Genomic DNA, 15,123 nt, shown 5'->3' with positions numbered 1-15,123 from the left:
CGCGCCCAGTGATGGGCGGTGGCGCAGGCCTCCATCGCCACGATGGTGGCGGGGATCTTCTTGAGCGCCGGCAGCAGCTTGTCGCGCGAGACGCGCTCGGTGCTCACCACGGCGCCCTGCGCGTCCTGGGCCTCGAACTGGAAGACGGACTTGGCGATGTCCAGGCCGATGATGCTAATCTGCGTCACGGACGGTCTCCTCGGTTGGGTGTCAGACGACCTCAACCTGGCACTTATGATGCCGGCGGGGGCCGTCCACCCCAACATCCCGGGGCCGCGCAGCGGAACCCGGGATCCATAACCGCTGACGGTGCAGAACGACGTGGTCGGCGTTCCGCTGCTTTCTGAAGCATCAGCGGTTACGGATCCCGGGTTCTCGCCTGCGGCGAGTCCCGGGATGACCTGGAGGGTCTGCATTCTGCCGGTGAGATTGAACAGCGGCTCACGACCTCCCTTGCCCGCCGGGCACGGCTGTGCTTAGCCAGCTACTAACAAGCGCCCGCCGCCGAGACGGTGCGGGCCGCGTGAGCCCGCGGCGCTCCTGTCGTCGGAGTGTCACGCGGGCCCCGCATGAGGGGCCGCACACGAGGAGAGGACACCCGATGGCCCCCACCATGACCATCCGCATCGCGCTCGCCGGCCTCGGCCTGGCCGCCGCCACCCCGGCGCTCGCCGTGACCGAGCTGCAATGGTGGCACGCGATGACGGGCGCCAACAACGACGCCGTCAACCGCCTCGCCGAGGAGTTCAACGCCTCGCAGGGCGACTACAAGGTGGTGCCGACCTACAAGGGCAATTACGGCGAGACGCTGAATGCCGGCATCGCCGCCTTCCGCGCCGGCACCGCACCGCACATCATGCAGGTGTTCGAGGTCGGCACCGCCACGATGATGTCGGCCAAGGGCGCGGTGAAGCCGGTCTACCAGCTGATGAAGGATGCCGGCGAGCCGTTCGACCCGGGCGCCTACCTGCCGGCGATCACCGGCTACTACTCGACGACCAAGGGCGAGATGCTCTCGTTCCCGTTCAACTCGTCGTCGATGGTGATGTGGGCCAACCTCGACGCCCTGAAGGCGATCGGCCTCACCGAGCCGCCGAAGACCTGGCCGGAGCTGTTCGCCGCCGCCAAGAAGCTGACGCAGAACGGCTTCCCGAATTGCGGCTTCTCGACCACCTGGGTTACCTGGCTCAACATCGAGCAGCTCTCGGCCTGGCACAACCTGCCGGTGGCGACCAAGGCCAACGGCATGGACGGCCTCGACACCACGCTCGAGATCAACGGTCCGCTCCAGGTCAAGCACCTGACCAACCTGGCCGAGGCGCAGAAGGACAAGTCCTTCGACTATTCCGGCCGCTACGACAGCGGCTTCGGCCGCTTCACCGCCGGCGAGTGCCCGATCATGTTCGGGTCGTCCGGCTCCTACGGCAACGTGAAGGGCGCGGCGAAGTTCGCCTGGGCCTCGGCGCCGATGCCCTACTATCCCGACGTGCCGGGCGCGCCGCAGAACAGCATCATCGGCGGCGCCTCGCTGTGGGTGATGGGCGGCAAGAAGCCCGACGAGTACAAGGGCGTGGCGAAGTTTTTCAGCTTCCTGTCCGACACCGACCGGCAGGCCAAGCTGCACCAGACCACCGGCTACATGCCGATCACCAAGGCGGCCTACGAGAAGTCCAAGGCCGACGGCTTCTACGCCAAGAACCCGGCGCTCGAAGTGCCGATCAAGGAGCTGACCAACAAGACGCCGACCGAGAATTCCCGCGGCCTGCGCCTCGGCAACCTGCCGCAGATGCGCGACCTCTGGGCCGAGGAGATCGAGGCGACGCTCGCCGGCAAGAAGACGGCGAAGCAGGCCCTCGACGAGGCGGCGACCCGCGGCAACGCGATGCTGCGCCAGTTCGAGAAGCAGGCCGGACGCTGACCACATCGGCGAACGCCGGAGAGTGATACGCTGTCCGGAAGCTTCCTTCCGGAAAGCGTATCGCGAGCCCGCGCGGTGGAGCCTCCGGCTCCACACACCTGAGCGAAGCCGATTTCCGCATCGCGAAGCGATCGATCGGAAATCGTATGAGCGGATCCTGAATCGATGAGTCCCGAGCGTATCACCTTCGGAGGCCGGCTGCTGCCGGCGGCGCTGATCGCGCCGCAGCTCCTGATCGTCGGCCTGTTCTTCTACTGGCCGGCGGTGCAGGCGGTCTGGCAGTCGTTCCAGATGCAGGACGCGTTCGGGCTCTCGACCGAGTTCGTCTGGTTCGAGAACTACCGGGCCCTGTTCACGGATCCGGCCTATTACCAGGCCCTCGTCACCACGCTGGTCTTCGCCGCCGCGGTGGCGGGGCTCTCGCTCGGCTTCGCGCTCCTGCTCGCCACGATGGCGGACCGGGAGATCCGCGGCTCGGGAATCTACCGGACCCTGCTGATCTGGCCCTACGCGGTGGCGCCGGCGGTGGCCGGCGTGCTGTTCGGCTTCCTGTTCCAGCCCGGCCTCGGGCTGATCGCCCGCGGCCTCAACCAGATCGGCATCCCGTGGAACCCGCTCCTCGACGGAAACCACGCGATGATCCTGGTGGTGATGGCGGCGGCATGGAAGCAGGTCTCCTACAACTTCCTGTTCTTCCTCGCCGGCCTCCAGGCGATCCCCCGCAGCGTGATCGAGGCGGCGGCGATCGACGGCGCCGGGCCGGCGCGGCGGTTCTGGACCGTCGTCTTCCCGCTGCTCTCGCCGACGACGTTCTTCCTGATGGTGGTCAACGTCGTCTACGCCTTCTGCGAGACGTTCGGCGTCATCGACGTGCTCACCCACGGTGGTCCGGGCCGGGCGACCCAGACCCTGGTCTACAAGGTCTACCAGGACGGCCGCATCGGTGCTGATCTCGGCGGCTCGGCGGCGCAATCGGTGGTGCTGATGGCGATCGTGATCGGGCTCACGGCGATCCAGTTCCGCTACGTCGAGAAGCGGGTGGCGTACTGAAGGCCGCGCCCTGAACCCTCCCCCCTCTGCGGGGGAGGGTGGCCCCCGCGTCAGCGGGGGTCGGGAGAGGGGACGCCGCTTCCGGAGGGATCGCGACCGTGATGACGGGCGCTCCCTGGATCAGCGTCGCGCTGCCCCTCTCCCGCCCCACTGCGTGGGGCACCCTCCCCCGTCCCAAGTCGGGCTTGCCCGACTTGGACAAGAGGATGAGGAACTCGGGCAGGCCCGAGTTCCGTGGGGAGAGGGTTGGAGATGGCACCCCACCGCTCAGGACGGGATCGTCCGATCTACCTCGCCCTCCTCGCCGAAGCCGAGTTCGTCGAACACCGCCGCGGCCGCGCGGATCATCGCCTGCACCGAGGGCAGGTCGCGGATGTCCGGGCTCGCAGTGCGCTGCAGGTCGAGGATGCCGGCGGCGAGGCGCAGGGCCTGGATCTCGGCCCGGGCGGCCTGGGACAGGCCGGGAGACGACAGGGAGGAGGGAAAAGCGGTCGCCATCGTGGTGCGTGCCTGGTCGGGTTCGAAACGGGTCTCGGGACGGGTCGGCCCGCGGCGGGGGCGGGACCGGGCGGAAGGGGATGCGCCGAGGGTCATGACCACCGCTCCGCCGCGGACGCCGTCGCGTCGGTGGGGGGATAGGTCCGGCCCACGTGCCAGAGCGCGAGCCGGATCAGGTCGAGGGCGACCGGATCCTCGCATTCCGCGGCGTGCCGGTAGGCCTCGATCAGGTGCTCGGCCAGGCGGTCGGCCGGCGCGGGCGGGCGGGCCGGCGGCCGCACGCTGCGCAGGATCGGCGCGGAGAGGTGGGTGTCGTCGGAACGCGGCATCGCTGGCGACCTCACGCTGTCAGGCTGCGCCCGGGCCGGGCCCGGTCCGGCGAAATCGGGGGGCGGGACCGGGCCAGGACGGGAGCGTCGACGCCGTAGGCGGCCCGGGTCGCCCGCAGCGCCTCCTCGGTCATCGCGATCGTGACGGCGCAGAGCGAGACGCCCGCGGAGACGGCCGGCAGGCCGAGGGGCCGCGGATTCCAGCCGATCTCCGCCATCTGGGGGATCCAGTAGGTCTCGGTGACGAGGTTGAGGCGCGGGATGCCGTGCTCGAGGCAGTGCTCGATCATGCCCGCCGCCACCACCCCGGCCGCCCGCGACAGCGGCCGGTCCTCGCGAAAGCGTGCGGAGGCGAAGAACCGGGTGCATTCCCAGGTCCCGGGTCCGCGCGCGAAGCCGCGGATGTCGGCGAGGTACGGAAAGATCTCGCTCAGGAGCGTCGGCGCGTCGGAGGGCAGCAGCCGCGTGCCGGCCGCCACCTGTCCGTCCCCGTCGATGGCGAGCAGGTAGCACGTAGCCTCGCCGTCGAACCGGTCGCGCCCGGCGGCGTCGACGGCGCGCAAGGTGCGGCAGCCGCTCTCCTCGGCGGCGGCCCGCCGCAGGGCGTGGTGCTGCGCCAGCGCGTCCGCGTAGGCGCCACGGCTCGCCCGGTCGATGACGTGGAGGCGGATCATGCGCTGACGTCCCTCGGTCCGGCCCCATAAGGCCAGAGGCGGACGCGTTCCGGTATCCCCGAAAACCGGTAGGGCAAGTGCGACTTTGGCGACGCGCCGCGGCAGATCGCGCAGGCGTGCCAAGCAGGGCGCCGCCCGGGCGCCCCGTCCCGGGCTTCCTACGCGACGTCCGGGATCGGCCGGCCGGAGCCGCGGATCAGAGCATGATCTCGCGCAGGCGCAGGGCCTCGATCACCGTGTGGGTGGTGTTGCGGGTGCCGATCTTGCTGCGGGCGTTGCGCAGGTGGGTGGAGACGGTCTCGACCGAGACGCCGAGGAGATCGGCGGTCTCCTCGCGGGTGCGCCCCTGCGCGGCGAAGGACAGGACGTCCCGCTCGCGGGCGCTCAGGAGACGGCCGGCCGACGGCTTGAGGCCGGTCGCCACCTTGGGTCCTGCCGCCACCTTGGGCCGGCGGGCCGTGGTGCGGGCGGCGGCCGACCAGGCGTAGAGCCCGAGCAGGTGGATGGCGCGGCGCACCCGCGGCGTCATCTCGACCCGCTCGCCGGCGAGCGAGATGCCGCCCTGGAAGCCGCCGGCGTCGTGGACCGGCACGCAATAGCCCGCGCCCATGCCGTGCTCGCGGGCCTCCTCCATCACCCGGCGGGCCTGGGGGGCGGCATCCGGCGCGTACGGCACCTCGCTCCAGGCGAAGGGCTCGGTGGTGCGCAGGCAGTGATGCACCACCGGGTCGTGGCGGTAATGGCCGGCCCGGTCGTAATGCGCCAGCCAGCCCTCCGGCCAGACGCTGAGCAGGAGGTTGGGGCCGATCCGCTCGCCCGGCTGCGGCAGCCGGGTGATCACGAAGTAGGAGAAGCCGCAGCGGGCGACGAGATCGAAGATCGTCTTCTGCACGTCGAGCGGGTCCGACATCCCGTCGAGGCCGTCGATCAGGTCGAATGATTGACGAATGAACGCGTCGTCGGCGTCCGACATGACCCACCCCTGAACCCCGCGCCGCCCTCGCGCGACGCGGCCCCGCCCGGTTGCGATGCCCGCCAGCACAGCCAGTATTAGAATCCTGCCAGCAAAGATCAATGCGACCGGCGCGACCGCTGCCAGCGACGTTGCCTCAGGGCGCGTTCCGCACTATCGGGAGCGGCAAGAAGCCCTCCGCTGCCGAAGGTCTGGCCGATGAAAGCGCGCGTCACCGTCACCCTGAAGACCGGCGTCCTCGACCCCCAGGGCAAGGCGATCGAGGGGGCGCTGCGCTCGCTCGGCATCACCGGCATCGCCGGCGTGCGGCAGGGCAAGTTCTTCGAGGTCGAGGTCGAGGCCGCCGACGAGGCCGCCGCCGAGGCCACCGTGAAGGCGGCCTGCGACCGGCTGCTCGCCAACACCGTGGTCGAGAACTACCGCGTCGAGATCGCCCGATGAAGGCCGCGATCGTCGTCTTCCCGGGCTCGAACCGCGACGCCGACGTCGCCCGGGCCCTGCGGCTCGCCGGCGCCGAGGTGACCTCGGTGTGGCACACCGAGACCGAGCTGCCCGCCGGCACCGACCTCGCGGTCCTGCCCGGCGGCTTCTCCTACGGCGACTACCTGCGCTGCGGCGCCATCGCGGGCCGGGCGCATGCCATGGACGCGGTGCGGGCCCACGCCGGCCGCGGCGGCCTGGTGCTCGGCATCTGCAACGGCTTCCAGATCCTGTGCGAGTCCGGCCTGCTGCCGGGCGTGCTGATGCGCAACGTCAACCGCCGCTTCATCTGCCACCGGCAGACCCTGCGGGTCGAGCGCACCGACACCGCCTTCACCCGGGCCTACAGCCAGCATCAGGTGATCGACGTCTGCGTCGCCCATGGCGAGGGCAACTACTTCGCCGATCCCGAGACGCTGGCGCGGATCGAGGGCGAGGGCCGGGTGGCGTTCCGCTACTGCGACGAGGCCGGCCAGCTCACGGTCGAGGCCAACCGCAACGGCTCGCTGAACTCCATCGCCGGCATCTACTCCGAGGGCCGCAACGTGCTCGGGCTGATGCCGCACCCGGAGAATTTCGTGGAAGGCCTCGTCGGCGGCACCGACGGGCGCGGGCTGTTCGAGAGCCTGGCCAAAGCGGCTTGAGCAGGGGGCGGCCTGAACGAGGCAGCCTGCGCGGCTCACCTGGGATGGAGTGCGAAGGGCGGGCCGAAAGGCCCGCCTTTCTCGCGTTCAGTGCCCCTCGAACTCGATCAGGGTGCGCACCGGCAGGTCGAGGGCGCGCAGGCGGTCGGCTCCGCCGAGCTCCGGCAGGTCGATGACGAAGCAGGCCGCCACCACCTCGGCGCCGATCCGGCGCAAGAGCTCGACCGCCGCGGTGGCGGTGCCGCCGGTGGCGATCAGGTCGTCGACCAGGATCACCCGGTCGCCCGGCTTCACCGCATCGGAATGAATCTCCATCTCGTCGGTGCCGTATTCGAGCGCGTAGGCGATCGAGACCGTGGTGTGAGGGAGCTTGCCCTTCTTGCGGATCGGCACGAAGCCCGAGGAGAGCTGGTGGGCGATCGCGCCGCCGAGGATGAAGCCCCGCGCCTCGATGCCGGCGACCTGGTCGATCCGGCCGCCGGCGTAGGGATGCACCAGCTCGTCCACCGCGCGCCGGAAGGCGCGGGCGTCGCCGAGCAGGGTGGTGATGTCGCGAAACAGGATGCCGGGCTTCGGATAGTCCGGGATCGAGCGGATCGCGTCCTTGAGGGCGGACGTGGTGCGCGGGTCCATGGGAGAGACCTTCGGGTTCGAGTGCGTGGTGGGGCGGGCGCCCGGACCGGTCGCGGTCCGGGCCGGCACGGTCAGCCGCCGACCTTGCGCAGGATCGCGACCAGCTCGCGCTGCAGCACCTCGTTGCCGCAGGCGACCGAGCCGGCCGTCATCGGGTCGGCGCCGCCGTCGGCGCTGGTGGCGAAGCCCCCGGCCTCGCGCACCAGGAGCAGGCCGGCCGCCATGTCCCAGGTCTTGATGTCGCGTTCCCAGTAGATGTCCGCGCGGCCGCAGGCCACGGCGGCGAGGTCGAGGGCGGCCGAGCCGGTCTGGCGCACGCCGCCGGTGACCGCCATCACGGCGGCGAGTTCCTTGAGCAGGCGCGGATGGCTGCCGCGGCCGAGATAGGGCGAGCCGTAGAGCGCCAGGCTGTCGGCGAGGTCCTGCCGGCCGGCGACCCGCAGGCGCTTGTTGTTGAGGAAGGCGCCCTTGCCGCGCTCGGCGATGTAGAGCTCGTCCTTGATCGGCTCGTAGATCACCGCCGCGACGATCGTGCCCTCGCGCTCGAGGCCGACCGAGATGCAGAAATGCGGCACGCCGTGCAGGAAGTTGGTGGTGCCGTCGAGGGGATCGACGTGCCAGGTATGGGTCTTGTCCTGGCCCTCGATGATCCCGCTCTCCTCCATCACGAGGCCGTAGCCCGGGCGCGCCTTCATCAGCGCCTCGCGCAAGGTCGCCTCGGCCTTGCGGTCGGCGGCGGAGACGAAGTCGCCCGGGCCCTTGCGCGAGACCTGCAGGTTCTCGATCTCGCCGAAGTCGCGCTTGAGCCCGCGCGCCGCCTTGCGCACGGCGTCGACCATCACGGTCATCAGGGGGGAGACGATCATCGGGCGGCGGCTCCCGGAATGCGGGTCGGGGTCATGGGTGGTCCTCGGGATGCGGGCGCGGAGAGGCCCGGCACGATGGCACTGACAACGGAGAGCAGCCCGCACCTCATGGGTCGCGGGCCGCGTCGCTGACGTTGCCTCTAAGCCGCATCGCGCGCCATGTCACACCGGTTCGCGGAGAAAATCCCGCTTGCCCGCCCAACCACGGCGGCAAGGGATCCCGGACGGCGGAACCCGTCGCCGGGAAGCGGGGTTCATCCTTCCGAAGAAGAGGTCCGGCTACGCCTTGCCGTGGGTCGGCTCCACCAGCCTCGTTGCCCCCCTCGGCTTGCCCATTGGCTTGCCACTCAGCGACGCGGTGCGGACGATCGCGTGCGGGGCGCAGCCGGGAGGGGTGCTGCGGTCGTCGGGCGCTCGCACCCGGACCGCGGGCCATCCGGACCCTGCGCCGCCAGTTGAGGAGAGACTCACCGCGAGTGTCGGCAGCCCTATCCCATCCCGCCCTTTGGCCCATCCCCTCGATGACCCTCGAAAACGGCGCACCCGACGCGCACGGAGCTTACCGCAAGCTGGCGCGTCAGCGGGCGAGGTGCTGCCGAGCCATCGTCACGGCTCGGCGCCCCGCATGGGCGGTGAGTGCGGTCTTCGCCGCTCTACAATACGTTCGACCCGTCAAAATCGACGCTCTCTCGTCGCGCGCGCTTCTGCCTCCCGCAATGCATCGTCGAGCCGTTTCTCTTGGCTCGCCGAAACGCTGGATCTGGCATACGGATTCCGATCGTAAGATTTTTGCGACATGTAATTTTGATTGGCATTATTAGTTGAAGCATACTGAGCTTGCTTTATTGGATTTGCCGCAACATCAAAACTCATCATCGCCGGAACAGCGAAGATAGCAAAGCGAATGCAAGCTGGTAACAACATGAACCCCTCCTCTGTCACGGCCGAGATGACACATTCTGCGTCCACGTCACCGTAGACGTGGACCCTTTGAAATATATGGTAACGTCCCGCGAGATCAACACTCGCGGGCCCGCTCCGCCGTGGGCGCTCGCAATTTCGAAAAATTTACCGCTGCCCTACGAAACTCAAGGTGCCGTGAGCGAGATTTTCAGCCGGTCGATATCACGCCGCGACCCGCTCAGAAGCGATCCGACCGCGGCCGAACCGGAAACCGGGACGAAGCTCATCCCCGGATTGATCTGCCCGCCGTACTTCGTCTCGAATTCGGCCGTATGGGTGATCGTCAGGGGTAGGGTCACGAAATCGGTCTTCGTGTCGAACGACTCGAAGCTCCTCCTGGTCCACTCGTATATTCCGAGATTTCCGTAGAACTCACCACGCGGCGACGATTTTCTGACGTACACCCTTCCGGCCACTTCGACGAGGTTGCAATCCTTCTTCCTCAGGTCGTTCAAGGTGACGGCGTTGAAGTCGATCTGCACGTCCCGTCCGGCACGGCTGCTGAAGCTGGGACCCAACCCGAGCTTGAACGCGCCGAGCGGGACGGCGCGGGCGATGTCGGAGGAGAGACCCAGCGCGCTCTCCTCGTCGATCTCGAGCGTCAAGCTGAACTTGGCCGCGAACCTTCCAAGCAAGCCATCGAGGAAGTCGATACGCTTCTCAAGATCCACCAGGGTGAATTGCAGTTCGCACTGAACCGTATCGACGATAGCCTCGATCTTGAGATTCTTTTCCGGCGGAAGTTCCGGCAGTGTCGCGCATCCAGCGGCCATGACGATACCGCCGCACAGCGACGCAAACCTTTTCAATGACATGACTGCTTTGCGAGCTCCAACTCATGTCATTAAATTTACCTTAGGGCATGATGGCAAGTGCGATTGCAGCTCGCAGAAGTCAAAGACCAAACTGTTGCCATCATGCAACAGCAAGGAGCAGAGATAGACAAAATTGGCCATCCAATAATAGGCCGATGTCAATATCTCGGCGCATTTCTGCAAATATTACAAAATATATGAGGTGGTGCAATAGACTTTTAACAAAACATTATTATAAACCACGCGGCAATCCATGCAGCAAGCCAGCGGAAGCCGGAATATCTGCCTCACGGAAGGCGGCATCTTTGCTGGATGCACACCTCCCGCTCCATCATGCTCGCCGGAGAGACCGGCTTCCCCTCACGGCCCCGCCCGGTCCGCCGCCAGCCGCTCCGCCCGCGCCTTCTCCTCAGGCGTGAGCCCCGATACAGCCTGGGTCAGCCAGGCATCGGACAGCCCTTGCGCCCGCGCGGCCATGTCCCAGGCGGCGGCCTCGACGAGGTTCTTCTGGACGCCGCGGCCGCTGGCGTAGAGCCGCGCCACGCGGTTCTGCGCCACGGCGTTGCCCCGGAAGGCGGCGTGGCGGAAGTAGCGGGCGGCGCGGGTCTCGTCCTTCGGCACGCCCTCGCCGTTGAACAGCAGGATCGAGAACTCGACCTCGCCGGCGAGGTCGCCGTTGTCGGCGGCGCGGCGGAACCAGCCGGCGGCCTTGGTGGTGTCCTTCGCCACCCCGCGGCCCTGGAGGTAGAGCACGCCGAGGGCGTGCTGGGCCGGAGCCAGCTCCTGGTGGGCGGCCTGGCGCAGGAGTTCGATCGCGCGGGTCAGGTCGGCGGGCACGCCGCTGCCGAGCAGGATCAGCGCCAGGTTGTAGCTCGCGGCGGCGTCGGCCCGGGCGGCAGCCTTCTCCAGGAGGGCGCGGCCGGCGGCAGGGTCCTTGGGCGCCCCGCGGCCCTCGATCTGCATCATGCCGAGGGTCGCGGCGGCATGGGGATCGCCGAGATTGGCGGCGAGTCGGTACCACTCGGCGGCCCGCGCCGGATCCTGGCGCACGCCGAGGCCCTGGCTGTAGAGCTCCGCCAGCAGGGTCATGGCGGGAAAGTCGGTCTTGTTCTTCTCCAGCCGCTTCGTCGCCTCGCGGAACGCCGTGACGTAGAAGCCGCGCTGGTAGGCGCCGTAGGCGAGGTCGGCATTCGGGTCGTTCGACGGCGCGGGCGGCAGCGTGGCGGCGCCCGGCAGGGTCGTGGACTTGGAGGCCCCGAAAGTATTGGGTTTGACCCCGAAGGTGGTGGGGGCGCCGAAACCGGGCGCGGCGGCCCCCGGCGGGGCGGCGGGTTCGGTCGTGGACGGGACGGACCGGGAGGCGGCCGGCCCGGCCGCGAGGCTCGCCAGTCCGAGGGACACCGTCCCGATGAGCGCCAGCGTTGCGAGGTCGGAGCGGCGCATCCTCACCCCTCCCCGCCCGCCGGGCGGTTCAGGATATGGGCCTGCGCCGCGGCGACCGCGGCCTCGCCCCCTTCCCCGGCCCAGAGCGCGGGATCGAGGCCGATGAACTCGGCTCCCGTCGCGACGAGGTCGGGCACGGCCTGGAGATCGTGGGCGAGCGCGATGCAGGGGGTCTCGAAGATCTCGACCCACCAGGTCAGCCGGGCCAGGAGGTCGTCGAGGGGAAGCCCCGGATCGTCGCCGAACAGGATGTAGTCCGCGCCCGCCTCCCCGGCCTGCATCGCGGCGTGCTTGCTGCGGATGCCGCCGACGCCGAGGATGCGGCCGTCGCGCAGGCGCTCGCGCAAGGCGTGGAGCGGCCCCTTGCCCGCGTCCTCCTCCTCGTCGTCCCCCTCGGACTCCACCTCCGCAGGGACCGCCTCGGCCTCGCCCGCCTGGACGTGGACGCCGTCGGCACCGCTGCGCGAGGCCACGGTGGCGAGATCGATGCCCCCGCCGCCGGCGAGCACGAGCGCCGCGCCGGCCTCCTGCACCGCCGGCGCGACCGCCTTGACGGCGTTGACGAGCGCCCGCTCGTCGCCCGGCGGCAGGCGCAGGATCACCGCGGCGACGTCGCCGGCCGCGACCGCGCGGGCGAGGCGGTCCCTGAGGTCCGGGCCGGCCTCGGGGGCGGTGAGGAGGATCAGGCGGGTCTGGGGATCGGCCATCGGGATCGTCGAGCCTTCGGGGCGAACGGGCGGGGGTGAAAACGCCAAGGGTTGAAAACGCCAAGGGTGAAAACGCATGGGGCGGACGGCCCCTCGGCCGCCCGCCCTGGTGCATCGCGAGTGGGGCGGCGATGCGGCGCGGGCCGCATCGCCGGTGCCGGGATGTTACTCCGCCGCGGCCTTCGTGGCGGCAAAGGACGGGTCGAGCTTGCCGGCGGCGTAGCGCTTGGCCATCTCGGACAGGGCGACCGGCCGGATCTTGCCGGCGTGGCCGGCGGTGCCGAACTCCTCGAAGCGCTGCTTGCACAGCTTCGTCATCGCGTCCATCGCGGGCTTCAGGTACTTGCGCGGGTCGAACTCGGCCTTGTTCTCCTGCAGGATCTTGCGGATCTGGCCGGTCATCGCCATCCGGTTGTCGGTGTCGATGTTGATCTTGCGCACGCCGTGCTTGATGCCGCGCTGGATTTCTTCCACCGGCACGCCCCAGGTCGGCTTCATCTCGCCGCCGTACTGGTTGATGATGTCCTGCAGGTCCTGCGGAACCGACGAGGAGCCGTGCATCACCAGGTGGGTGTTGGGCAGGCGGCGGTGGATTTCCTCGATCACGTTCATCGCCAGCACCGCGCCGTCGGGCTTGCGGGTGAACTTGTAGGCGCCGTGCGAGGTGCCCATCGCGACCGCGAGCGCGTCGACCTTGGTGGCCGCGACGAACTTCTCGGCTTCCGCCGGGTCGGTCAGGAGCTGGTCGTGCGACAGGGTGCCTTCGGCGCCGTGGCCGTCCTCGGCCTCGCCCTGGCCGCTCTCGAGCGAGCCGAGCACGCCGAGCTCGCCCTCGACCGAGCAGCCGGCCCAGTGCGCCATCTCGGTCACCTTGCGGGTGATCTCGACGTTGTAATTGTAGTCCGCCGGGGTCTTGCCGTCGGCCTTGAGCGACCCGTCCATCATCACCGAGGTGAAGCCGTACTGGATCGCGGTGGCGCAGGTCGCCTCGTTGTTCCCGTGATCCAGGTGCATGCAGACCGGGATGTGCGGATAGATCTCGACGAGGCCGTCGATCAGCTTGGCCAGCACGACGTCGTTGGCATAGGCGCGGGCGCCGCGGCTCGCCTGCAGGATCACCGGCGAGTCGGTGGCGTCGGCCGCCGCCATGATGGCGAGACCCTGTTCCATGTTGTTGATGTTGAAGGCCGGCACCCCGTAGCCGTGCTCGGCGGCGTGGTCGAGGAGCTGCCTGAGCGTGATGCGCGCCATATCGAAATCCTCCGAGATCGTCAGTGTTGCCGCATTGTAGCGGACGGGTCGGCGGGCGTCATAGCCCTGCCGACCTGAACGGAACCCTCAAGCTTTTTGGCGCAGCGCGTCGACGCCCGGGAGCGGCTTGCCCTCGAGCCATTCAAGGAAGGCGCCGCCGGCGGTCGAGATGTAGGTGAAGTCCTCGGACACGCCGGCGTGGTTGAGCGCCGCCACCGTGTCGCCGCCGCCCGCCACCGAGACGAGCTTGCCGGCCTTGGTCCGCGCCGCCGCGTGGCGCGCCGCCGCCACCGTGCCCTGGTCGAAGGGTGCGATCTCGAAGGCGCCGACGGGCCCGTTCCACACCAGGGTTCTGGCGTCGTCGATCGCCGCGGAGATCCGGTCGACCGACAGGCCCCCGATGTCGAGGATCATGCCGGTCTCGGGGATCGCGTCGACCCCGTAGGTGTGGTGGGGAGCGCCGGCCTTGAACTCCTCCGCCACCACGCCGTCCACCGGCAGGATGATCGCGCAGTTGTTCTCCCGCGCCGCCTCGATGATGGCTTGCGCGGTGCCGGCGAGGTCGCGCTCGCACAGCGACTTGCCGACGCCGAGGCCAGCGGCGTGCAGGAAGGTGTTGGCCATGCCGCCGCCGATCACCAGGGCGTCGACCTTGGCGACGAGGTTCTTCAGGAGGTCGATCTTGGTCGAGACCTTGGAGCCGCCGACGATCGCCACCACCGGCCGGGCCGGGGCCTCGAGGCCCTTGGTCAGGGCGTCGAGCTCGGCCTGCATCAGGCGCCCGGCATAGGCCGGCAGCACGTGGGCGAGGCCTTCGGTCGAGGCGTGCGCCCGGTGGGCGGCGGAGAAGGCCTCGTTGACGTAGACGTCGCCGTTCGCGGCGAGCGCCTTGACGAAGGCGGGGTCGTTCTTCTCCTCGCCGGCGTGGAAGCGGGTGTTCTCCAGCATCAGGACGTCGCCGTCCTTCAGCGCCGCGATCGCCGAGGCCGCCGTCTCGCCGATGCAATCCTCCGCGAAGGCGACCGGGCGGCCGAGCTCTTTGGCGGTGGCCTCGGCGATCGGGCGCAGGGACTCGGACGGGACTGGCTTGCCCTTCGGGCGGCCGAAATGCGCCAGCAGGATCACCTTGGCGCCGGCGTCGGACAGCTCGTTGAGGGTCGGCAGCACGCGCTTGATGCGGGTGGCGTCGGTGACGCGGCCCTGGTCCATCGGCACGTTGAAGTCGACGCGGACGAGGACGCGCTTGCCCTTCAGGTCGCCGGCATCGTCGAGGGTACGGAAACGGGTCATCGGCGGGGGCACCTTGTCGGGAGGGGGATGGGCGCTGTCGGGATCAGCGCAGCGGGATCAGGCCCTGGAGGTTGAGGCGCTGCGCGACCAGGGTCAGCGCCACCGTCAGGACGGCGGTGACGACGGCCGTGACGATCAGGGCGCCGGCGCCCGGCAGGCGGCGGGTGCGCTCGGTGAGCGCCCGGACCTCGTTGCGGAGCGCCGCGAGATCGGCCTGGCGGGCGGCCTCGTTCATGCGGGCGCCGGCCGCATCGACCCGGTCCTCGACGCGGGCGAGCAGAGCTTCGGAGCGGGCGTACTTGTCCTCGATCCGCGAGGCCTTGTCCTCGATGCGGGCGAGCTGGTCGGCGACCTGGGTCGGCAGCGCGACGGCGATCCGGGAGGGCGCGCCGGGCTGGGGCGGGACGGAAGTCGGCGGGGTGGGGGCCGGAACGGCGGGCGCCGCGTTCGGCGGCAGGGCGGCCGGGGTCGGAACCGGTCCCTGGAGCAGGGCGGTGTCGGCGGCGTTCGCGGGGCGGGGGGCGGGCGCGGCGTCGGTCATCGGCGGATCCTCGGGGGCGAATCCTGGCAAGGGCAGAGCGGGCGGCCC

General features: G+C 69.6%; 17 protein-coding genes and 1 pseudogene. 4 read left to right on the top strand and 14 right to left on the bottom strand.

The window, feature by feature from the left end:
- Positions 1-188: pseudogene (locus BM430_RS15535) on the bottom strand (IS110 family transposase); the annotation flags it as partial.
- Positions 189-613: 425 nt separating this feature from the next.
- Here BM430_RS15535 and ugpB point away from each other — a divergent pair.
- Both ugpB and ugpA read left to right on the top strand, forming a co-directional pair.
- On the top strand, positions 614-1,918 hold the full coding sequence (gene ugpB, locus BM430_RS15530; RefSeq protein WP_093568171.1) for a sn-glycerol-3-phosphate ABC transporter substrate-binding protein UgpB: 1,305 nt from the start codon (positions 614-616) through the stop codon (positions 1,916-1,918).
- A 165-nt stretch (positions 1,919-2,083) separates the two neighbouring features.
- Positions 2,084-2,968 carry a sn-glycerol-3-phosphate ABC transporter permease UgpA gene (gene ugpA / locus BM430_RS15525; RefSeq protein WP_093568162.1) on the top strand — a complete coding sequence of 295 codons (885 nt, stop codon included), beginning with the start codon at positions 2,084-2,086 and terminating at the stop codon, positions 2,966-2,968.
- A 267-nt stretch (positions 2,969-3,235) separates the two neighbouring features.
- Here ugpA and BM430_RS15520 read toward each other — a convergent pair whose 3' ends face one another.
- The 4 genes from BM430_RS15520 to BM430_RS15505 all read right to left on the bottom strand — a co-directional run bounded on the left by BM430_RS15520 (position 3,236) and on the right by BM430_RS15505 (position 5,442).
- Positions 3,236-3,562, bottom strand: a complete 327-nt coding sequence (locus tag BM430_RS15520) for a hypothetical protein (RefSeq protein ID WP_143132042.1) — start codon at positions 3,560-3,562, stop codon at positions 3,236-3,238.
- Complete coding sequence (locus tag BM430_RS15515) at positions 3,559-3,795, bottom strand: hypothetical protein (protein ID WP_093568160.1); 237 nt, start codon at positions 3,793-3,795, stop codon at positions 3,559-3,561. Before BM430_RS15515 ends, BM430_RS15520 begins: the two co-directional genes overlap by 4 nt.
- Before the next feature lie 11 nt (positions 3,796-3,806).
- Positions 3,807-4,469 (bottom strand): acyl-homoserine-lactone synthase, encoded by a 663-nt coding sequence (locus BM430_RS15510; RefSeq protein WP_093568159.1) that lies wholly within the window; start codon positions 4,467-4,469, stop codon positions 3,807-3,809.
- Between the two features lie 196 nt (positions 4,470-4,665).
- On the bottom strand, positions 4,666-5,442 hold the full coding sequence (locus BM430_RS15505) for a helix-turn-helix transcriptional regulator (RefSeq protein WP_093568158.1): 777 nt from the start codon (positions 5,440-5,442) through the stop codon (positions 4,666-4,668).
- Between the two features lie 198 nt (positions 5,443-5,640).
- Here BM430_RS15505 and purS point away from each other — a divergent pair, with 198 nt between their 5' ends.
- Both purS and purQ read left to right on the top strand, forming a co-directional pair.
- Entirely contained in the window at positions 5,641-5,883 is a 243-nt protein-coding gene (gene purS / locus BM430_RS15500) for a phosphoribosylformylglycinamidine synthase subunit PurS (RefSeq protein WP_048449910.1), read from the top strand.
- The gene (purQ, locus tag BM430_RS15495; RefSeq protein WP_093568157.1) at positions 5,880-6,566 is read left to right on the top strand and encodes a phosphoribosylformylglycinamidine synthase subunit PurQ; all 687 of its coding nucleotides are present in this window, start codon (positions 5,880-5,882) and stop codon (positions 6,564-6,566) included. The genes purS and purQ overlap by 4 nt, the downstream gene beginning before the upstream one ends.
- 87 nt (positions 6,567-6,653) lie before the next feature.
- On the opposite strand, the gene BM430_RS15490 is transcribed toward purQ, so the two are convergent.
- The 9 genes from BM430_RS15490 to BM430_RS15455 all read right to left on the bottom strand — a co-directional run bounded on the left by BM430_RS15490 (position 6,654) and on the right by BM430_RS15455 (position 15,075).
- Positions 6,654-7,199: an adenine phosphoribosyltransferase gene (locus BM430_RS15490; RefSeq protein WP_093568156.1), complete on the bottom strand. Its 546-nt coding sequence runs from the start codon at positions 7,197-7,199 to the stop codon at positions 6,654-6,656.
- Between the two features lie 71 nt (positions 7,200-7,270).
- The gene (locus BM430_RS15485; protein WP_093568155.1) at positions 7,271-8,065 is read right to left on the bottom strand and encodes an inositol monophosphatase family protein; all 795 of its coding nucleotides are present in this window, start codon (positions 8,063-8,065) and stop codon (positions 7,271-7,273) included.
- A gap of 672 nt (positions 8,066-8,737) precedes the next feature.
- On the bottom strand, positions 8,738-8,989 hold the full coding sequence (locus BM430_RS34020; RefSeq protein WP_143132041.1) for a hypothetical protein: 252 nt from the start codon (positions 8,987-8,989) through the stop codon (positions 8,738-8,740).
- A gap of 164 nt (positions 8,990-9,153) precedes the next feature.
- Positions 9,154-9,801: a hypothetical protein gene (locus BM430_RS15480; RefSeq protein ID WP_143132040.1), complete on the bottom strand. Its 648-nt coding sequence runs from the start codon at positions 9,799-9,801 to the stop codon at positions 9,154-9,156.
- A gap of 402 nt (positions 9,802-10,203) precedes the next feature.
- Complete coding sequence (locus tag BM430_RS35275) at positions 10,204-11,286, bottom strand: tetratricopeptide repeat protein (RefSeq protein WP_093568153.1); 1,083 nt, start codon at positions 11,284-11,286, stop codon at positions 10,204-10,206.
- Between the two features lie 2 nt (positions 11,287-11,288).
- On the bottom strand, positions 11,289-11,993 hold the full coding sequence (locus BM430_RS35270; RefSeq protein WP_093568152.1) for a thiamine phosphate synthase: 705 nt from the start codon (positions 11,991-11,993) through the stop codon (positions 11,289-11,291).
- A 165-nt stretch (positions 11,994-12,158) separates the two neighbouring features.
- Positions 12,159-13,244 carry a class II fructose-bisphosphate aldolase gene (fba, locus tag BM430_RS15465; RefSeq protein ID WP_093568151.1) on the bottom strand — a complete coding sequence of 362 codons (1,086 nt, stop codon included), beginning with the start codon at positions 13,242-13,244 and terminating at the stop codon, positions 12,159-12,161.
- Between the two features lie 87 nt (positions 13,245-13,331).
- The gene (locus BM430_RS15460) at positions 13,332-14,534 is read right to left on the bottom strand and encodes a phosphoglycerate kinase (protein WP_093568150.1); all 1,203 of its coding nucleotides are present in this window, start codon (positions 14,532-14,534) and stop codon (positions 13,332-13,334) included.
- A gap of 43 nt (positions 14,535-14,577) precedes the next feature.
- Entirely contained in the window at positions 14,578-15,075 is a 498-nt protein-coding gene (locus tag BM430_RS15455; RefSeq protein ID WP_244539506.1) for a hypothetical protein, read from the bottom strand.
- Between the last annotated feature and the right edge of the window lie 48 nt (positions 15,076-15,123).

It is taken from the genome of Methylobacterium sp. 174MFSha1.1 (assembly GCF_900116815.1).
In the GTDB taxonomy this organism is placed as follows: Bacteria; Pseudomonadota; Alphaproteobacteria; order Rhizobiales; family Beijerinckiaceae; genus Methylobacterium.
This window is presented reverse-complemented; position numbering and strand designations above follow the sequence as displayed.

Bases quoted from the DNA above. Each gene is read 5' to 3' on its own strand.
- ugpB (WP_093568171.1), top strand. From the start codon at position 614: ATGACCATCCGCATCGCGCTCGCCGGCCTCGGCCTGGCCGCCGCCACC.
- ugpA (WP_093568162.1), top strand. From the start codon at position 2,084: ATGAGTCCCGAGCGTATCACCTTCGGAGGCCGGCTGCTGCCGGCGGCG.
- BM430_RS15520 (WP_143132042.1), bottom strand. From the start codon at position 3,562: ATGACCCTCGGCGCATCCCCTTCCGCCCGGTCCCGCCCCCGCCGCGGG.
- BM430_RS15515 (WP_093568160.1), bottom strand. From the start codon at position 3,795: ATGCCGCGTTCCGACGACACCCACCTCTCCGCGCCGATCCTGCGCAGC.
- BM430_RS15510 (WP_093568159.1), bottom strand. From the start codon at position 4,469: ATGATCCGCCTCCACGTCATCGACCGGGCGAGCCGTGGCGCCTACGCG.
- BM430_RS15505 (WP_093568158.1), bottom strand. From the start codon at position 5,442: ATGTCGGACGCCGACGACGCGTTCATTCGTCAATCATTCGACCTGATC.
- purS (WP_048449910.1), top strand. From the start codon at position 5,641: ATGAAAGCGCGCGTCACCGTCACCCTGAAGACCGGCGTCCTCGACCCC.
- purQ (WP_093568157.1), top strand. From the start codon at position 5,880: ATGAAGGCCGCGATCGTCGTCTTCCCGGGCTCGAACCGCGACGCCGAC.
- BM430_RS15490 (WP_093568156.1), bottom strand. From the start codon at position 7,199: ATGGACCCGCGCACCACGTCCGCCCTCAAGGACGCGATCCGCTCGATC.
- BM430_RS15485 (WP_093568155.1), bottom strand. From the start codon at position 8,065: ATGATCGTCTCCCCCCTGATGACCGTGATGGTCGACGCCGTGCGCAAG.
- BM430_RS34020 (WP_143132041.1), bottom strand. From the start codon at position 8,989: ATGTTGTTACCAGCTTGCATTCGCTTTGCTATCTTCGCTGTTCCGGCG.
- BM430_RS15480 (WP_143132040.1), bottom strand. From the start codon at position 9,801: ATGGCCGCTGGATGCGCGACACTGCCGGAACTTCCGCCGGAAAAGAAT.
- BM430_RS35275 (WP_093568153.1), bottom strand. From the start codon at position 11,286: ATGCGCCGCTCCGACCTCGCAACGCTGGCGCTCATCGGGACGGTGTCC.
- BM430_RS35270 (WP_093568152.1), bottom strand. From the start codon at position 11,993: ATGGCCGATCCCCAGACCCGCCTGATCCTCCTCACCGCCCCCGAGGCC.
- fba (WP_093568151.1), bottom strand. From the start codon at position 13,244: ATGGCGCGCATCACGCTCAGGCAGCTCCTCGACCACGCCGCCGAGCAC.
- BM430_RS15460 (WP_093568150.1), bottom strand. From the start codon at position 14,534: ATGACCCGTTTCCGTACCCTCGACGATGCCGGCGACCTGAAGGGCAAG.
- BM430_RS15455 (WP_244539506.1), bottom strand. From the start codon at position 15,075: ATGACCGACGCCGCGCCCGCCCCCCGCCCCGCGAACGCCGCCGACACC.